This window comes from Cupriavidus ulmosensis, from assembly GCF_977008105.1.
Genome location: NZ_CDRMWP010000001.1, coordinates 1,967,012 through 1,983,184, shown reverse-complemented (window position 1 = coordinate 1,983,184; position 16,173 = coordinate 1,967,012). Strand labels below are relative to the sequence as shown.

At 63.5% G+C, this 16,173-nt stretch carries 26 protein-coding genes; 1 reads left to right on the top strand and 25 read right to left on the bottom strand.

Going from position 1 to position 16,173, the window contains the following annotated elements:
• Positions 1-7: 7 nt before the first annotated feature.
• The 25 genes from ACWTPI_RS09095 to ACWTPI_RS08975 form a co-directional block, all read right to left on the bottom strand.
• Positions 8-1,564, bottom strand: coding sequence for a terminase large subunit domain-containing protein (locus ACWTPI_RS09095; RefSeq protein WP_454731494.1), 1,557 nt, complete (start codon positions 1,562-1,564; stop codon positions 8-10).
• Positions 1,561-2,469 (bottom strand): terminase small subunit, encoded by a 909-nt coding sequence (locus ACWTPI_RS09090; RefSeq protein ID WP_454731493.1) that lies wholly within the window; start codon positions 2,467-2,469, stop codon positions 1,561-1,563. The genes ACWTPI_RS09095 and ACWTPI_RS09090 overlap by 4 nt, the downstream gene beginning before the upstream one ends.
• A 30-nt stretch (positions 2,470-2,499) precedes the next feature.
• Positions 2,500-2,862, bottom strand: coding sequence for a hypothetical protein (locus tag ACWTPI_RS09085; RefSeq protein ID WP_454731492.1), 363 nt, complete (start codon positions 2,860-2,862; stop codon positions 2,500-2,502).
• A 195-nt stretch (positions 2,863-3,057) separates the two neighbouring features.
• Positions 3,058-3,384, bottom strand: coding sequence for a hypothetical protein (locus tag ACWTPI_RS09080; RefSeq protein WP_454731491.1), 327 nt, complete (start codon positions 3,382-3,384; stop codon positions 3,058-3,060).
• Entirely contained in the window at positions 3,378-4,043 is a 666-nt protein-coding gene (locus tag ACWTPI_RS09075) for a transglycosylase SLT domain-containing protein (protein ID WP_454731490.1), read from the bottom strand. Before ACWTPI_RS09075 ends, ACWTPI_RS09080 begins: the two co-directional genes overlap by 7 nt.
• Positions 4,043-4,741 (bottom strand): Gp49 family protein, encoded by a 699-nt coding sequence (locus ACWTPI_RS09070; protein WP_454731489.1) that lies wholly within the window; start codon positions 4,739-4,741, stop codon positions 4,043-4,045. Before ACWTPI_RS09070 ends, ACWTPI_RS09075 begins: the two co-directional genes overlap by 1 nt.
• Positions 4,738-5,274, bottom strand: coding sequence for a crAss001_48 related protein (locus tag ACWTPI_RS09065; RefSeq protein ID WP_454731488.1), 537 nt, complete (start codon positions 5,272-5,274; stop codon positions 4,738-4,740). Before ACWTPI_RS09065 ends, ACWTPI_RS09070 begins: the two co-directional genes overlap by 4 nt.
• Before the next feature lie 2 nt (positions 5,275-5,276).
• Entirely contained in the window at positions 5,277-5,567 is a 291-nt protein-coding gene (locus ACWTPI_RS09060; protein ID WP_454731487.1) for a hypothetical protein, read from the bottom strand.
• 486 nt (positions 5,568-6,053) lie between these two features.
• Entirely contained in the window at positions 6,054-6,386 is a 333-nt protein-coding gene (locus tag ACWTPI_RS09055) for a hypothetical protein (protein ID WP_454731486.1), read from the bottom strand.
• Positions 6,387-6,412: 26 nt separating this feature from the next.
• Positions 6,413-6,829: a hypothetical protein gene (locus tag ACWTPI_RS09050; RefSeq protein WP_454731485.1), complete on the bottom strand. Its 417-nt coding sequence runs from the start codon at positions 6,827-6,829 to the stop codon at positions 6,413-6,415.
• A 169-nt stretch (positions 6,830-6,998) separates the two neighbouring features.
• A complete protein-coding gene (locus tag ACWTPI_RS09045; RefSeq protein ID WP_454731484.1) occupies positions 6,999-7,340 on the bottom strand; it encodes a hypothetical protein in 342 nt (113 codons plus the stop codon).
• Between the two features lie 186 nt (positions 7,341-7,526).
• A complete protein-coding gene (locus tag ACWTPI_RS09040) occupies positions 7,527-8,039 on the bottom strand; it encodes a hypothetical protein (RefSeq protein ID WP_454731483.1) in 513 nt (170 codons plus the stop codon).
• Complete coding sequence (locus ACWTPI_RS09035; RefSeq protein WP_454731482.1) at positions 8,039-8,305, bottom strand: hypothetical protein; 267 nt, start codon at positions 8,303-8,305, stop codon at positions 8,039-8,041. The genes ACWTPI_RS09040 and ACWTPI_RS09035 overlap by 1 nt, the downstream gene beginning before the upstream one ends.
• Before the next feature lie 8 nt (positions 8,306-8,313).
• Positions 8,314-8,586 (bottom strand): hypothetical protein, encoded by a 273-nt coding sequence (locus tag ACWTPI_RS09030; RefSeq protein WP_454731481.1) that lies wholly within the window; start codon positions 8,584-8,586, stop codon positions 8,314-8,316.
• Positions 8,587-8,763: 177 nt separating this feature from the next.
• Positions 8,764-9,204 (bottom strand): hypothetical protein, encoded by a 441-nt coding sequence (locus tag ACWTPI_RS09025; RefSeq protein ID WP_454732461.1) that lies wholly within the window; start codon positions 9,202-9,204, stop codon positions 8,764-8,766.
• Positions 9,205-9,209: 5 nt separating this feature from the next.
• Positions 9,210-9,710 carry an HNH endonuclease gene (locus ACWTPI_RS09020; protein WP_454731480.1) on the bottom strand — a complete coding sequence of 167 codons (501 nt, stop codon included), beginning with the start codon at positions 9,708-9,710 and terminating at the stop codon, positions 9,210-9,212.
• Complete coding sequence (locus tag ACWTPI_RS09015) at positions 9,707-9,949, bottom strand: hypothetical protein (RefSeq protein WP_454731479.1); 243 nt, start codon at positions 9,947-9,949, stop codon at positions 9,707-9,709. Before ACWTPI_RS09015 ends, ACWTPI_RS09020 begins: the two co-directional genes overlap by 4 nt.
• Positions 9,946-10,605, bottom strand: a complete 660-nt coding sequence (locus ACWTPI_RS09010) for a DUF6475 domain-containing protein (protein WP_454731478.1) — start codon at positions 10,603-10,605, stop codon at positions 9,946-9,948. The genes ACWTPI_RS09015 and ACWTPI_RS09010 overlap by 4 nt, the downstream gene beginning before the upstream one ends.
• Entirely contained in the window at positions 10,602-11,507 is a 906-nt protein-coding gene (locus ACWTPI_RS09005) for a hypothetical protein (protein ID WP_454731477.1), read from the bottom strand. The genes ACWTPI_RS09010 and ACWTPI_RS09005 overlap by 4 nt, the downstream gene beginning before the upstream one ends.
• A gap of 14 nt (positions 11,508-11,521) precedes the next feature.
• Complete coding sequence (locus ACWTPI_RS09000) at positions 11,522-12,382, bottom strand: ParB/RepB/Spo0J family partition protein (RefSeq protein ID WP_454731476.1); 861 nt, start codon at positions 12,380-12,382, stop codon at positions 11,522-11,524.
• 15 nt (positions 12,383-12,397) lie between these two features.
• The gene (locus tag ACWTPI_RS08995; RefSeq protein WP_454731475.1) at positions 12,398-12,829 is read right to left on the bottom strand and encodes a hypothetical protein; all 432 of its coding nucleotides are present in this window, start codon (positions 12,827-12,829) and stop codon (positions 12,398-12,400) included.
• On the bottom strand, positions 12,823-13,836 hold the full coding sequence (locus ACWTPI_RS08990; RefSeq protein ID WP_454732460.1) for a DNA-methyltransferase: 1,014 nt from the start codon (positions 13,834-13,836) through the stop codon (positions 12,823-12,825). The genes ACWTPI_RS08995 and ACWTPI_RS08990 overlap by 7 nt, the downstream gene beginning before the upstream one ends.
• Before the next feature lie 97 nt (positions 13,837-13,933).
• Positions 13,934-14,854: a DNA cytosine methyltransferase gene (locus tag ACWTPI_RS08985; RefSeq protein WP_454731474.1), complete on the bottom strand. Its 921-nt coding sequence runs from the start codon at positions 14,852-14,854 to the stop codon at positions 13,934-13,936.
• Complete coding sequence (locus tag ACWTPI_RS08980) at positions 14,851-15,069, bottom strand: hypothetical protein (RefSeq protein WP_454731473.1); 219 nt, start codon at positions 15,067-15,069, stop codon at positions 14,851-14,853. Before ACWTPI_RS08980 ends, ACWTPI_RS08985 begins: the two co-directional genes overlap by 4 nt.
• Before the next feature lie 65 nt (positions 15,070-15,134).
• Entirely contained in the window at positions 15,135-15,401 is a 267-nt protein-coding gene (locus ACWTPI_RS08975) for a hypothetical protein (protein ID WP_454731472.1), read from the bottom strand.
• 32 nt (positions 15,402-15,433) lie between these two features.
• On the opposite strand from ACWTPI_RS08975, the gene ACWTPI_RS08970 reads away from it, so the two are divergent.
• On the top strand, positions 15,434-15,730 hold the full coding sequence (locus ACWTPI_RS08970) for a hypothetical protein (protein ID WP_059412627.1): 297 nt from the start codon (positions 15,434-15,436) through the stop codon (positions 15,728-15,730).
• Positions 15,731-16,173 lie beyond the last annotated feature (443 nt).

Below are 16,173 nucleotides of genomic sequence, written 5' to 3'. Positions count from 1 at the left end.
GCGACGATTAGCCGGCGCGCCAGTCGTATTCTCGGCGCCGGGAATCAATTCGAGTCGGTACCGGCGGCGTGGCGGCGTAACGGAGCGTCATCGTCCCGTAGCGGCTGGCGGACATGAGGTCATCCTTCAACTTGACGATCTTCCCGTCCTTGCGGTGGTAGAGCCGGAATTCCTGGAACCAGTCGTGCAGATGGGCAAAGACCTTCCATTTCCCGGTCTGCATGCGGGTGAGCATGTCCATCAAACCAGCCTCGACGGACGAGCGGGAGACCTTCGAGCCGTCCTCCGTACCCGTTTCTTCGTACTGCGCACGCTCCCACAGCATGTTCACGCCCGCCTTGCGGTACAGCTCGGCCAGCTGCTCGCCGCTGCCCTTCTCGGTGTTCAGGCCATCGTGCGGCCATGCCACAGGCACCCAATCCCCGCGCGAGAGGATCATGGGTGCCTGCTGCTCCGGCGTGGTTTCGCGCACACGGAGGCAGTCATAGACGTAGATGATGTCGTTGTCGCGATCCCATGCGATCCAGACCATAGCGCTCGGGTGGTCCCAGCCGAAGTCCAGGGCGCACAGGCGCGGCCAGGAATCCGGCAAGGTGAAGGCCGGCACCTTGATGGTTTCCTCGTCGACCGGAAATATCCGGCCGGAACCGAGCACGGGATAGCCCTTCGAGCGGGCTTCGCGAAGGTATGGCGGCGTGGCATCGAGTAGTTCGCGCTTGGTCTTCTCGTCCAAGTGCGGCACGTCGTCCCAGCCGGCCATCACCAGGTACTTCGAGTCGCTGACGCGCGAGGCGACCGCATCCTTCGCCTCCGGCAACCCGTTGGGCAGGAAGGCCATCACCGTCTCGCTCATGCCTTCGAGCGGCGTGAACGTGATGAAGATGATCCCGCCGGTGGTGGCCGTCCGGATCAGGCACTCACCGTAGATGTCGATCGGCGGCTCTTCGTCCAGCCAGACACCATCCTGTTCCGTTCCCTCGAATGATCCGCGGCCCTGCTGATAGCTCTTAAATCCCAGCTTCGACCAGCCGCCGGAGACATGGCGGATCTTCACCGTGTCGACCATATCCGGCACGCCCTGCTTCCAGGTGATCATGCCGATGTCGTCGCCGGGGATCATGCCAGTGCCAGTCATGCCCTTGCGGCCACTGGCGTGCGTGATCTCGCCAAGCAACTTGGCCTGGACAATGTCACGCGTCGTCTCGTTGGTCTTGCCTGCCGCCCAGAACCGCACGGGCTTGAAGAAGCGCCGCCCAGTCCACCAGTCCGGATAGCGGCCAGTCAGGTGACAAGCAACCTCATAGGCACCGCCTTCCGTCTTCCCGATCCGGTTGCCGGCCATGAAGCAGCGCTCGCGATAGGCGGCGCCGGCCTCAAAAAACTGCAGGTGCTTCGGGTAGAGAAACCGATTGAACTTGCCCGTTTCGGGGAACAGGCCGAGCATCTTCCGCCTGGCCCAGCGATGCGTCTTCTCATCCAGCAGAGCCAGCAGTTCCAGCTTCTGTTCACGTGTAAGGCTGGACGGCTGGATGGTGGCCAGCGCGCTCGCGGCGACCTTGCTCATTCGTCAGCGGATTGCCGAAGCGCCTCCTGCTTCGCAAGGATAGCGGCCTCCAGTTCCTCGTCCGTCATGTCGGCCGGCCGCTTGGTGACTTCGATCTCGCTCTTGTCCACGAACATCTTCAGGTGCCGCGCGATGTTCTCCAGGGCCTTGGACTGGTCCTGCATCTTGACCTCGATGCCATCCTTGGTCAGCTTGACGCCAGCGTAGAGCGCACGAGCCGTGGGCTTGAGCTTGCGGGTGTCGTGGATAAACGGCACGCCGTGCCCCTCGCCATTGCATTCCGGGCAATCCTCGTGCGGATCAGCCTTGGCATTGAAACCGTAGCCACCTGCATCCGTCGGCAGAGCCGGAGGCGGGCCTTCCGGGTCAGCCTCGGCCAAGAGGCCGGTGCAGACGCGCTGATACTCGGCTTCGTCGACCCACTGGTAGTGGTGATCGACGCCGTGGCAGTTACGGCAGCACACGCGCCGATACTCGATCAGGTCATTGGCGTCTGCAAAGGCGATCTGGTGCCAGCGCTTGAGCACCTGGTCGGCCGTGATCTGCGTCCGCTCCGAGCGCGCGTCCATAGCAGCCTGGATAGCCGCCACCAGAGCCGGTTTCGTTAAGTTCTCCGCCGCGATGGTCCGGGCCGTTCGTGTGCTGTATCCGGCGCGTATGGCGGCCTGCGTCCCGTTCAGGTCAACGATGTATTCATCGACAAAGCGCAGCTGCTTCTCCGTCAAGATTTCCGGGCCAGGGACGCGCTTGATCGTCGCCTTCTGGACCTTGGGCACTTTCTTGCCGGCCGGCCGCTTCCTGGTGTCTGGCTTGCGGGCGGCAGTCTTCTTCACCACCGGCTTTACCGGGGCGGCTTCGGGTTCCACGCGGCGCCTCTTATCGGAGGGCGGGCCGGACTTGCTCACGGTGGGCTCCTGTTCTTGGTTGGTCGGCAGTCAGCCGGTGCGGGATTGCTGCAATGCGGTGGGCGGCGGCAGGCTGGACTTGCGAATGGTGTCCATCACCACCGTCCCGGAGGCGGCGATCACGGCCAACATGCCGGCAATCACCCAGCCGCGGACCATGCGCAGGGTGGGCATGTCCGCCTCGATCAGGCGGACGCGGGTGTCCTGCTCTTTCTGGGCCTTGAAGGCGCGGTCCAGCGCCTCCCGGGTTTCGAGTAGCCTTTGTTCGAGCGCGATCAGCCTGGCGTTCTGCTCCACCAGGCTTGCCAGCGTTCTCTCGATCTGGCTCAGCCGGTAGACGATCAGGGCCGCGGACTCGGTGTGCGTCTGAGCTTGGGGGTCCTGCTCGCTCATCGGGTGATCTCCAGGGATAGGGCCTCGCGGGCGTTCACGGCGTCAAGCAGGCGGTCGAAGCGGGCGGAGCAGGATTTGCCGTACTCCTTTGCTTCTCCCAAGCGTGCGGCCAGGTCGTACTGGTCAGCCGTGGTGAGCGGCTGGAAAATGGCGCTGCCGCACGGCTGTTTGAGTTCGGCCGGGACTGGCGGGAACCTAACGGTTAAGGTCGTCCCGCAACCCGTCAGGGAGGCGGCAAGCAGTAGGGGCAGGATTCGCACTGGCGGCCTCCGCGAGTTGGGATTGGAAGGTCGCCGCTTCGCTCTTTGCCGCGGCGAGTTGTTGCCGGAGTTGCTTGACCTGTGCAGCGTCCGCCACCTGCACGGCCTGGGTGGCGACTTTCTCGACGGTCTTCTTGGCACCGGCTTGGGCGGACTGGCGCATGGCCATGTACAGCATGCCTCCGGCGGAGCCGACCAGAAATGCGATGGTCATGAGCGCGAGGGCCTTCCAGAGGGCGATTGAGAGGATGCGGCTCAGCATGGATATGCGACCGGACGGCCCCAGGTCTTGAACAACGGCTGCCAGCGGCCCAGGATTTGGTGCGGGTAGGCTTGGTTCTCGCGCTGGTTTGCCGGGTGGATGCCGGGGTTGATCTGTCCCGTCTCCGCCCAACTGCCCGGGCGCGCGGACAATTTCTGGCGCCTGTTGACGTATCCGCTCCCGCCGTTGTATCCCGACAGGGCGAATGCCCAGCGGTCGCATTCGGTTTCAGCCACCTTCACGCGGTCGTATAGCCAGCGGTCGTACCAGACCCCGGCGCGGATGCTCCACTGCGGGTTCAGGCGCTGCACCGGGCCGTCCACTCCAGCTTGGCCAGCCCATTCCGCCGTGCTCGGCATGAACTGCATCAACCCCTGGGCGCCCACTTGGCTGCGCGCCAGCGGGTTGAATTTGCTCTCCTGCATGATCTGGGCGGCGACTACCGGCACCGGGCCGGTCACGCCGAAACGGAAAGCCGTCTCGCGGGCGATGGCCTGGCGGTACTGGTTCGCCGCCGGCGGGATCTGGGCGCAGGCGAGCGCCGCGAGCAGGTAGAGTTCAGACAGGATCAGCAGCGCGACGATGGCGCCACGGCGCATCCACGCCTTGGGATTGGCGGGGGCGGCCGTCCGGCGGGCGTGGGAGGCGCGGGTGCTCATCACTCGTCCCGGTATGCGTAGCCGTTGGCGCGCGACTGTCCGACCACGGCTTCGCGGGCGGCCTTGCGGCTGTTGTAGACGGGGATGCTGGCGTAAACCTTGGGCGATTGCATGTCAGGGAACACGGTCACATTGACCAGCGCGCCCTCGCCAACGCCGTGTACCCGGGTGATCATGGCCGGGTGCTCGTCGGCGCCGTTGGTGATGTAGCCCTTGTGGATGACGGTGTTGCCGATCCGCGGCCGCCACACCGCCGAATCTGGCACCGGCACCGTCAGCTCCGTGTCGGCCGGCAGTGCGCGGTCTTCGGCGGGGGTGGCCGGCGGATCCTGCTGTTCCGGCTGGGCTTCGGTTGCTTGGTGAAGGCGCTCCCGCAGGGCATAGCCCATCAGCGGCCAGACCTTCTGCACAGCGTTCGCGCGGGCGATCTTGCGACCGATCTCGGCGTCGAAGTTCTCCGGGCTCGCGCAGGCCGACTCGCCGGTCACGGTGAAGCCGTTGCGCAGAATCAGCACACAGAAGGTCAGCAGGTCGAGCGGACCCGGATACTTGTAGCTAGCAACAATGCCGCCGTCGATGCCGTCGGCCGCCGTGAAATAGTGCTCGCTGGCAATGTTCGCCTCGATGTCGGTCGGCGTGACACGTGGCGCGGTCTTGCCCTTGGCCTGGATTTCCTGCTCGATGGCTTGGTCGCTCATGCTGCGCTCCCAAAGGCTTCGATGCGTTCATAGAGGATGGCGGAATACTCCGTCATCACCCGGTGCTGCGCGTACAGCCGCATGCGCTCGGCTTCCGGCAGGCCGGCGAAGATCGGCGTACAGATGAACTTGGCAAGCGCAGCGACCTTGATTTCGAGATCGCTGCGCTCGCCGACCACACGCTGCTGATGCGGCGTGAGTGCGGCGCCCTGCATCCCGCCGACAGAATCAAGTGCCGATGCGGTATCCGCGCCCCCTGCCACGCCCCGGATCGTTTGCGCGAGATCGGCCACGCCGTCGCGGATCTTCCGCGCCCGCTCGCGCTCCGCCAGCCACCCGGCCCAGCGCCCGAGCAAGAACAGCGTCAGCAGGACAACCAGAAGCGCCGCCGTGGTGGTCCACGTGTACGGGCGACCGCTACTTGCCGGGGTGCCGATCAGGCCGATGGACGACCACACAAGCAGGACCATCAGATCGATGGCGAGCGCGACGGGGTGGAAGAAGAAGCGGAAGAATGAGAGGATCTTTGCCATGATTAGAGCCCCGTCAAGCCAGCGATGATCACGCCGGCGATCACGATGGCGCGCGCCAGCCGGTCCTGCGAGCTGCTGGCGGCATACACCCGGCCCAGCGCCTGCCGGGCGATCCAGTAGCCCACCCACGCGAACGTGGTGACGTGGCCCAGCTTCTGGAGCGTGACCTGCACGGTCGGGAATCGGGTGCCGTCGATCAGCAGCACCGCGACATAGAAGGCCAGGCCGAACAGCAGCCAGATAGCCATGCGCAAGCGGTCTTGCAGCGCGTGGCTCTTGGGGAATCGGGGCATTGTCGTCTCACTCGGTTGAGAATGAGACGATGGTATTGGGTGGGGAACTATTCGAGGTTGGGCGCCGAAAAGAACAAGCCCTGCGCAAGGCAGGGCTTGGGTGAGGGGCCGGTGCTGATCTCCGGCATGCTGTCGCGTCATCGTTAGCGAACAGCGCAAGGCAGAGTCGAACTGCCCTAGTCGTTGCGAATTACCGCACCTTGGCGCCACGCGCGCGCATCAGCCTGCGCATTCCCTCGCGGCTGGCGATTGATCCGGCGGACGCAGATACACGGCCCTGTACCGTGCGCTACCCGACGTTGGTGCAACTCGGCCCAATCGCCATGCGTGAAGGCAGACAGGGTGCTTTAGCGGCTCATCCTGCCTGCGGTGCCATCTTTGCCGATCCCTCGCCTGCTTGCGGCATTGCAGGCCTCATGACCTCCCATCGGCTGGGTTCCCGGGATATTTACGGGACAGTGCGGTTTCCATTATAGGGCGCTGCCGCTATTCGACTCGGCCTCCCACGCCACGGAAAAACGCCTCAAGGTTAGTGTATCCAGTGTCCCGCTGGACCAGCGCCATCCGCCCCCACCGCGCCGTGAATTTCCGTCCTACCCGCGCGATCTTCCCATCGTTGTACAGGTAGGTCAGCGCATCCAGTGCCGGCTTGTACGGCAGCCCGGCCCGCCTCGCCACCTCCTGGCCGACGAGAAAATCATCGCTGCCGGCCAGCACCTCCAATATCCGCTCGCGGTGCGTCCGCGCCCGAACCTCCAACTGCAATGTCAACTGGCCCGCCGCCTCCCAGGCAGCGCGCCGCTTGGCATGTACGCCCATCTTCCCGCCCCTGAAAGGGACCCGGGTTAATCAAACTGCACCCCTAGTTCGCTCGCGGCATGCGCGGCTACCTTCTTTGTGTACTCGGACATGGCGCCCACTGTAATCTCGCCGCGCGCGATCGATGGCGCCACCATCCTTACCGTCCCGTCCGGCATGCGCATCTCGTGCACCGGCAGGAAGCGTTCCTTCATCTCGACGTGCCATGCCTTCGCCGAGAACTTCCGGCCGCCGATCCACACCTGCTCGGCGATGGGTTCGATCACCGCCGACCAATAGAATTTCACCTGCTCCTCCAGCCTGTCTTGTGCCCCGTCGACCAAGACCAGGCGTAGCGGTGTGCCCCGCTTCGCCATCTCCGGGCCCGCTGCCCGGACGGTGGCCACCACCTCTTGCCAGTCGGCGCGGCCGCGGAGGATGAATTCGCGGTGGATTTCGGTCACTCAATCGGCTGGTAGGTGGTGCGGCACTCGCACCACAAAGTCTTCGTTCTGATCCTCCTCACCCGCTGAAGCCATGCCCAGCGCCCGGCGCCGAGACGGACCGGGCGCCATGCGAACCATTCGGCCGCGACCGTCATGACGCCCTCGCCGTACATATCACCATCTTCCATCACGCTTGCTCCTTTGCCTGCCTGTGCAGATACAGCGCCTCAGCAGCTCGCGTGATTGCGATGCGGGTAGCTGCCGCGCGGTTCTCCCCGGCATCCTCGATGACGGTCAGCGCCACACCGCCGGGGTAGGCGGTAGCAGTCACCCTGCGCTCGCCCACGCCGACGTTGAGGCGGCAGTCGACCATCAGCCTGAGGGCATCCACGTCGCTTCGGCGAGGGTCGAACAGCGCCCACTGGTCGCCCACCCCGATATGGACGACCTCCAGTTCGCGCACGCGGTAGCGGCGCGTCTCGTAGCCGGCGGCGCGGGCGGCCGCTTCGATTTGGTCAAGATCACTCATCGTCCGTCTGCTCTGCAGAAGAGTCCTTTAGGGTGGCCTCGATCCAAACCACTCGCTTCGAGGAGTCAACGAACGCCTCATACCTAAAGAGTGTTTTGTTCCCTTCTAACTTGAACCCCTCGACGTAGTACCGGATGACGTCATCCAGACTGACCTTTACATTCACAATTTCCATGCTACCTCCAGTTACACAGCCAGCCCGGCCACGCTCATCTTGCGAGTTCCCTCGCGCTTCAACCGCACCACGTTGCCGGCCTTGATGCGGCGGTCAGCCTCCTTGATTGCGGTCATGTATTGCCGCTTCATCACCGTCTCCAGCAATTGCTCGTAGAGCGCCATTGCCTCGTTGATGGTGCGGAGCCCATCGCCAGAGACGCCAAGCCTGCCTATCTGCTTGCAGCGCTCTCCGACTTCGATCACGGCGTTTTGGGCTGCGTGGATGACGCTCAAGCCCACCTCCTTGTTGCCGGCGCCCTCGCATAAGATTTGAGAGATGTTCATGGCGTTGACGATGGTGTGCCAGTCATCGCTCGTGGCGCTGCCGCGCGCGAGTGCGGACACAGAAGCATGGGCAGCGATCAGGATGCTGGCGCGCTGGTGGTCCGGCAACGGCTGGTCGCTCTCGAACAGCAACGCCGGGATGTCATTGCGGATCTCGCGCGGGCGGTGGGCCTTGCGGGGCTTCTTGGTGCCGGCCATCACCTTCTCTCCATTCGCGCGCGGCGATTCGCCAGAATCCTCACAGCCCTCTCTCGGCGGTAGTAGGAGGAAATGACTGCGATCGAGATCGGGGCGATAGCGAAGCGCATGACCCGGTAAGCAAGGCGGATGATGCATAGCGCGGCGACGCAGAGATGCCCCGTCGCCGCAACTAGTGCTGCCCCAAATTCCCTGAACTGGTCGGGATCAAACGGGGCGCACATCACAGCGTCGCTGATGATTTCCCGGATTTCCTTCCGGCTCATGGCGCGCCTCATTCGACCACCTCGTCGTGCTGCTCATCGTGGACTGGAACGCCGCCGATGGGACGTAACTTCCGATCTGGCACGGTTCCGAAGTGAGTCATTCGAGTCGCACCATTCGACATCGGAGCCTCGACTGGAGTGGGGAACCGGCACACCCAGTCGTAATATTGCGGCACCTGCATAGCGCCATCAGGCAGGCGGAATTTCACTCCTATCGGAGCTGCGTAAAGCACCTCCACAACGCGCCCGCCATATAGCCGGCTGTTGACGATGTATGCCATATCTCCCGGCTTACAGTTCATGCCGGCCTCGCAATCCGCACGCAGCGGGTCCACGGGCAAGTCGGCGCCGTGTGGTTGGCGCTACCGCATTGGGTGCATCTCATCGCGCGAACCCCACCGTGATCGCCACCATCGCGATCACAACGGCCAGCACAAATGCATTCATGACGTCATCCATCAGAATTCCTCCCTCTTCCAGCCCCCGCCCTGCTTGGCCGGCAGTTTCGTCGCCTTCACCATGCGGAAGTACGGCAACACCTCCGCGCACAACTTGATCTTCAACTGGCCTTTGTCGGTGGTGTACCCGCCCTTCGTTTCATGGATGGCCAGCCGCATGTCCGAGTGCAACACCAGAAAATCCACTTCGTAGAACGTGTTGTCGGCCAGCCGCACGTGCATCGCGTGGAACTTCCAGTCGATCACCTCGCCGCAACGCTTTTCCTCATCCAACAGGACGGAATAGGCGCGCTCTGTGCGATTCATATGCGATTTTGGGAGTCGCCCGAGTGCATGAAAGCGCGCCATCGGGTCAAACTTCCGCACAGCAGCCTTTGCCGCATCAGGCTTCGTATGGCGCGCTTGGTGCGCGGCCAATTGTTCTGGTGACCAGCGAAGCATCTTGGTCACAGCGTCCCTCCGGCATGGATACGACGCTTTGCGTCCACATAGGCTTGGTGAGCCAACTCAGCCGTATCAAACGTTCCGAGATAGATCGTCTTGCCGTTCAATTGGATCTTGGACTGCCATCGCCCGCTCTTCGTGTTAGATGCCCCAAGCAACCCACAGCTGTGGTTGTCCTTCCGCGCCCTACGATGGTTCTGCTGATTCATTGCCCTCGTCACCAGCCGAAGGTTGGCAAGCCGGTTGTCCTGCTTGTCTCCGTTGATGTGGTCAATTTCCATGGCCGGCCACTCGCCGTAGGTCAACACCCATGCCAGCCGATGAGCGAGGTAGAACCTCCCTCGAAAACTGACTTGCACGTAGCCATGGCAATGCCGTGTGCCAGCCACCGTCCCGGCGCGGTATGCGCCGCACCGCTTCAGCCGTATCAGCCGGCCAGTTCCAGGTTCATAGCGAAGAGTTCGCCGGATGGCATCGATCTCCGCAATGCTCTCCACCGTCATACCTTCCCTCCTTTGATCCAATCGCGGCGCGCCGCCGCCTGTTCTTCCGTCACAGCAACGTGCTTGCCGCACTCCAGTTCGGTTTCTGCTGCAGTCCACCTCAGCGTCAGCGTCTCCAGTTCGCATCTACCCATGCCTACCTTGGCATGCACGATGTCGCTTGCTGTGAGATGGGCTACCGCAGGGCCTTTGCGGGGCTTCATGGTGAAATGGGCGCAGGTGATACAGGTGACGGTCATGCTGCGCGGCTCCTCTTCGTCTTGCCAGGCAACTGCGGAGCCGCCTTGCAGGGTGCGGCCACGGTCGTGACCTGCAGCAGCGGCACATCAGTGCCGGCCCTACCAACCGCCAGCGCCTTATATGGGTCGCCCAGCAACAGCGGCGGCTCGAAGGAAAAGCCCGCCTTCGAGTTCTGCGCCTCAGTCATGCCGATGAGGTGCGGCGGAAACTCGGGCAACTCGTTGCGCATGCGGTAGCCGCGAAATCGGTTCACGAACTCGTTGCGCACAAACGGCCACTCGTCCTCGGTCTTGCGTCCGATCTCGATCCAGCCACCCATTTCCATCACCACGCGGTGGATCAGGCCATCGTCGAACTTCACCGAGCGATAGGTGCCCACCGTGCGGATCGCGCGGTCCACCTTGGCCCAGGCCTGCAAGGCTGAATCCTGGGTCGAGCCTTGGAGCATCCGCACGATGTCGGCTGGCTTCGGCAGGTACTGCCCTGCGTCCGGGTTGACGCAATGCCGGTTGAATGCCTCTTGCACGGCATCGATGTCGAACGGGAGCATTGCGCTCCACCAGACCTTTCCCGCGAACTCGGAAAAGTCGGCGCGATAGAAGGCGTAGACGTTCGAAACCAGCGTGGTGAAGCGGGGAATGTCCTGCGGGGTCATTGCGCTGCTCCTGCGAGTTTCGCGGCGAGCCGGTCAGCCACCGCGCGGTTGTTGGCCTCCAGGGCCTCTTGCTTGTTGGGTCGCGCTCGTTGCCCCGCCCCGTGCTTGCAGGTCGCCACAAGATACGTGGCCACATCCACCGGGCGCTCTACCGCCGCGGCCCGCACGGCGGACAGCACGATGTCGTTTCCGTAGTCCTTGCACAACTTGCCGATGAAACTGCCGCACTGCGCCTTGGGCATCTTCTGCGCTTCGAGCATCGCCTTGCCGGCATGCCAGATTTCCATCTTCGTCATTTCCTCGGGGCTCACGGCCGGAGGCGGCGAGTCGTCAGACTCGCCTTCTATCCCGTCAGGGATAGAAGAGTTGTTGGTACTGGTACTGGTACTAGTACTGGTGTTGTCCATCCCATTGGAGTCCTGCGTCTGTCCATTGGTTGTCCCGTGGGACAAATCAGGTACAGACGTGGCATCCCCTGTCGTTTCCGCGGCCTTCCGTGCCGACTCCTCGGCTTCCCGCTTTCTCCGGTACTCAGCCTTGCGCGCTTTTTCCTTGTCGCGCAGCGCAAGCATTTCGGCCACGCGCTTTGACACGGTGTCGTGGTACAGGCGACCATCTTCAGCCCGCCACCAGCCGCGCATGAGCATGGATCGGTGCTTGATGAAAGTGGCGGGCTTCATGCCAATGCGGACGGCTATCAGCGCATCGTCGTCAGGCAGCGAGCCGCACGGCGTCTGCCGCCATGCCGAGGCCCACAGCATGAGCAACCAAGGCCGAAGGTCTGGTGGCGTCAGCGCCCAGGTGTCGGACTGGTCGATTTGTTCGAGATCCAACTCGAACCGCCACCCCTTCGCTCGGGTGTCGGCCGGATACGGCACCGGACGCAAGTTGCTCTCGCTCATGAACGCCGCTACTCCTAGGCTGCCTTCGCGACCGCTGCATCGAACGACTCGACCGCCGCCACAGCCGCCGGGAGCCCGGGCAGCGCGTCGGCCGCCTCCATGCCCAGCACCCAACGCAGCGCATCCGCGCGCTCCCCGGTGGCCTTCTCCAACTCGGCCAACACCTGCTTGCGGGTCTTCATGCGCGGTGCGGCATCGCCCATCACCTCGCGCTGCGCCGCCGCCCGCGCGCGGGCGGGCTTGTCGCTGCCGGCCTGGACCAGTTCCTTGACCTTGGCCCGCTGCTCGTCGGGCGCGAGTTTCACCAGCTGGCGCGCGTGGGTGACACTGATTTGGTTCTGTTCCACCGCCTCCTGCACTGCAGCGCAGCAGTCCAGCAGGGCCAGCGTGGCCTTGACGGTCTGCAGCGTGACGCCGAACAGCATGGCAATCTGCTCCTCACTCCGGCCGAGTGCCATCGCATTGCGCATCTTCTCAGCGCGGCCGATGGGCGTGTCCGCCTGGCGCAGCTCGTTTTCGCTGATGATCACGTCCAGGGCGTTGCGGCGGTCGCCGCGGTGGACGAAACCCGAAATCAGTATCGGCTCCACGCCACGGGCCCGGCGCCACTCGTTCGCCAGGCGCGCCGCCTTGGTCCGCTGGCGGCCGATCGCCACCTCCACCTCCCCCGTTTCCGGGTTCTTGCTGACCGCGATGGGTTGCAGCACCCCCTGGTAGTCGATGTTCCGAGCCAGGTTCTCGTCCACGGGCAGATGCACGCGCTCGTCGTACAGCGGCGAAGCCTTGTCCGTGACCAGCACCAGCACGTCCGGATCGAAGAACAGCAGGTTCGTCTTGCCTGACGCGCTATAGGCGTCGATAGAATTCTTTGCCATCGTGATTTCTCCTGTTTATTGACCCTGGCCAGCCAACTTCAGCGTGCGTACAGGGAGCCAGCGTGCATAGGCGTCATCCCAGTAGGCGCGACGCTCTTCCTTCGTGAGCCAACTTCCTTGATCGATTGCGCGATGGCACCAGCCGCAGCCCGGTACCGTCTTTTCGTCGTCGGCCTTGATTCCCATGCCCTTGCCGTGGATCTGCTGATTCGAGTGGCACGGAACGACGTTCTTGTGGTCCAGCGCGCCAGGGATCAGCAAGTAGCAGGGCTCGCCGCGGCAGGCCAGCGCATAGCGGCGCTCAGCCATCGGCCGGCGCTTCGGGCGCTTCTTCTTGAAGGGGCTCGGCACTAAGCCGGCGGTCTGCTTCAGCCAAGTCGTGGAGCGCAGCGGCGTTCGGCGCTGGAGAGGCGCGCCGGGCTTGAGCGGTGTGCGTCTGGTCAGCATGACCCCACCTCCAACACGAGTCCAGGTTGGCGCGTGCGTTCCGCCTGCAGCGCGATGTATTCAGGGTTCAACTCGGCACCCAGCCAGCGGCGGCCGAGGCGCTGCGCAACACTGGCCACCGTGCCCGAGCCCATGAACGGATCGAAGACGATGTCGCCCGGGCGGCTGCCGGCCAGGATGCAGGGCTCGACCAGCGCTTCGGGGAAGGTGGCGAAGTGGGCCTCGGGATATGCTTGCGTGGGGATAGTCCACACCGATCTGCGGTTGCGCGTTGCGGGCATAACCTGCATCGCGGCATCAAAACTCTCGTTGCTCTTCGTGCGATCGGTGCCGTCGGCCAATTTCCGGGTCTTACCCTTCTCTCTGCCCTGCCGGTGAAATGATCCGTGGCCCCCGGCGTCGGTATCCCAGCCATCAGGCATCTTGATGCGGCCGCGCTTCGCTACGCGCTCGGCATCGTCATACCCATGGCCGAACCCCACGCCGTTGCCCGGCAGGCGTGCGTGGGCGCCACCAGAGATCGGCTCCTGCATGGCTGAGAAGTCGTAGAAATAGCGCTCGGACTTCGTGAGCAAGAACACGTATTCGTGAGACTTCGTGCAGCGATCGCGTATGCTCTCCGGCATCGGGTTCGGCTTGTGCCAGACGATGTCCTGCCGCAACCACCAGCCAGCATCCTGCAATGCGAACGCGAGGCGCCACGGCTGGCCAGTGACATCCTTGGGCTTTACGCCGGCCGCGCGGCACGGCACGTAGCCGTCGCCCATGTTCAGCCACAGCGTGCCGTCATCCGCCAGCAACTCGCGGCACAGATCGAACACCTCGACCATGTTGGCTAGGAACTCGCGCAACGTCGGTTCCAGTCCGAACTGGCCGGCCACGCCATAGTCGCGCAGGCCCCAGTAAGGCGGGCTGGTAACGACGCACTGCACGCGCACGCCGGAGGCGATCAGGTCACGCATGACGGCGCGGCAGTCGCCTTGGTAGCAGTGGTTGGTCAACATGATTTGCCCGCCCGATCGCGCCTAGGTTGCCGCATCCAGGCACCAGTGATGCAATCCCACCAGAAGCAGTAGGATGCGAATGCAAGTATTTGGAGGGGATTCATGCTGCCTCCAGAATTGCGGTAATGAAGTCGCAAGCCTGGAGCGGTGCAACCGCATTGCCGAGCATGTGTACAGCCAGCTTGTGCTGATGCGGCAAAATGTAGTTTTTGCGGAATGACATCGCATCTCGGCACTCTTCCTTGAGGAACATGCGCATGCGATCACCATCCACAACAGCCCAGCGATCCACTGTGGTGATAGTGCCTACGGGGCGACTCAGGCTGCGGCCGGTCAGGCCGGAGCCGTTACCGTAGTACGGCATGACGAAGCGGTCGCCGAAACGTTCTCGCCCAGCGGCGACCCGCGCCAACGTCTTTGGACTCCGGCCCGGCTTAGCGACGGGAGACCACTTTCCGGATTCGAAATCGATAATCGATGAGATCGGAACATGTTTGCGTCGCGGCAACTGCAGCATCAACGGTCGCTCGCTGCGGCTGGCTACGATAAACAATCGCTCTCGATGCTGCGGCACGCCGTGATCCGCCGCATCGACGACATGTGGCGCGAGTTGGTATCCGAGCGCTCGCATCGCTTGCTCCCACGCCGGGTAAAGCGACCACCGCATGAACTCCGGGACGTTCTCGATCAGCGCAAAGGCTGGCCGATGGTACTCCGCAGCAGACACCACAGCCCAGGCGGTAGACCGGCTGGCATCGTGGTACGGGTTGTTGGCAGCTTTCCCGCGCGCCGGCGAATGGCCTTGGCAGCAAGGCGATGCAAGGAGGATGTCGTGCTTTGGCACCTCCGACCAATTTGCTTGATGCAGATCCTGGCAGACATGAGCAGTGTGAGGGTGATTTGCGGCATGAATATCTACCGCTGCTGGTGAGTGGTTGGCTGCCCACGCTACTTCGACGCCGGCCATTTCTGCTCCCTCCGTGAAACCGCCGCCACCGCAGAAGAGGTCGATGGCGATCATGCTGCTTCGCCTTCGAGCATCGATGCCAGTTGCTGGCCCTGCTGCGTCCTGAGCACATCACCACCGACCTGCGCCTGCGCATGCAAGTAGCCCGCCTTCCATTCGAGCGCCGCCTCATCGCCGTATATCGACGGGCACGCATCGAACGACTGTCCCTCGCGCGCGGCCTGCGCACCCTCTTCCCGAATCGCTGCTCGCGACCTGATCTGTTCCATTCTTTCCGCCCCCGGATGTAGTGGCGCGCCCGGCGCCGTGGTGTTCTTGCGTGCCTTGCCGCGCCCTACTTTTCTTGGATGCCGATTCCTGCCGGTTTCACCGCAGTGATTCGGCGGCGCTCCTGCGTTATCTTGTCCATGAGGTCGCCGAAGCCCCATTGGCACAGGATGTCGCGGGTCAATTCCGCCTCGGTCATGCCCAGGCTTGCCGCCGTGGTCACGAGCTTTTCGCCGACGCACTCCGGCAGGAGCGTTCTCGACTCGTGCGTCAGTTTTCCGAGGGGATGTGTGTAGGGGGCTCGGGCCATAAGCATCTGATCAAGTTCTTGCATCTGATCCCCGGATCATCAAAAAGGAGTGGTGGATGGAACAGCAGCACGCAGCGAGCCAAAAGGCCATGCCACTAAGCGCGCGCGATCTCGAAGATCGAAACCTGCGTCTGCAACTTTTCCTCGTGCGGCAGCTCGTGCTGCGTCTCTACTCGGACCGGCATGGTGATGACGCGCCCCGCCTTGTGCGGGAGCACCTGGAATCCATGCGCGAGTCCGTCCACGAAGGAAATCTGCATCCGGCTGAGCACGCGATGCTGCTGGACGAAACTGCCGAAGCACTCGCAGAAGTCGGCGAACACCTCGAACTACTGCAGGCCGGCGCGCTGTAAATGGCGCCTGACCTCCCTGCCCTGCTTGGTACCGGCCGCACATGGCGGACAGCCCTTGCGCAAGCTCGAAGGCCATCTGCCTCACAGTCCGCGGTGCTGCATTCGCTGGAATCTGGATCGGGGTCATCTGGCTATCGAGCAACGGGTATAAAAAGCCCCCGCACCAAAGCGCGGGGAGGAAGCCGCGAGCGGGTCAACCTCGCGGCGGGGTACGGCACCGGCCCGTCGCAAGCGACAGAGCCGTCTGATACGAAAAAGCAGACAAACCTGCATAGGTCCGGTGACAAACTCGGGCGCATGTACACCTTTGGCGAACGGCTCCGTTGGGCAATGGCGCAGACGCAGCCGCCAACCTCCGGTCGCGCGCTTGCGTCGCGGGTCGGTATTCGTCCACAGTCCATCCAGCACCTATGCAGCCCTGACCGCAATGCGAAGGGAAGCAA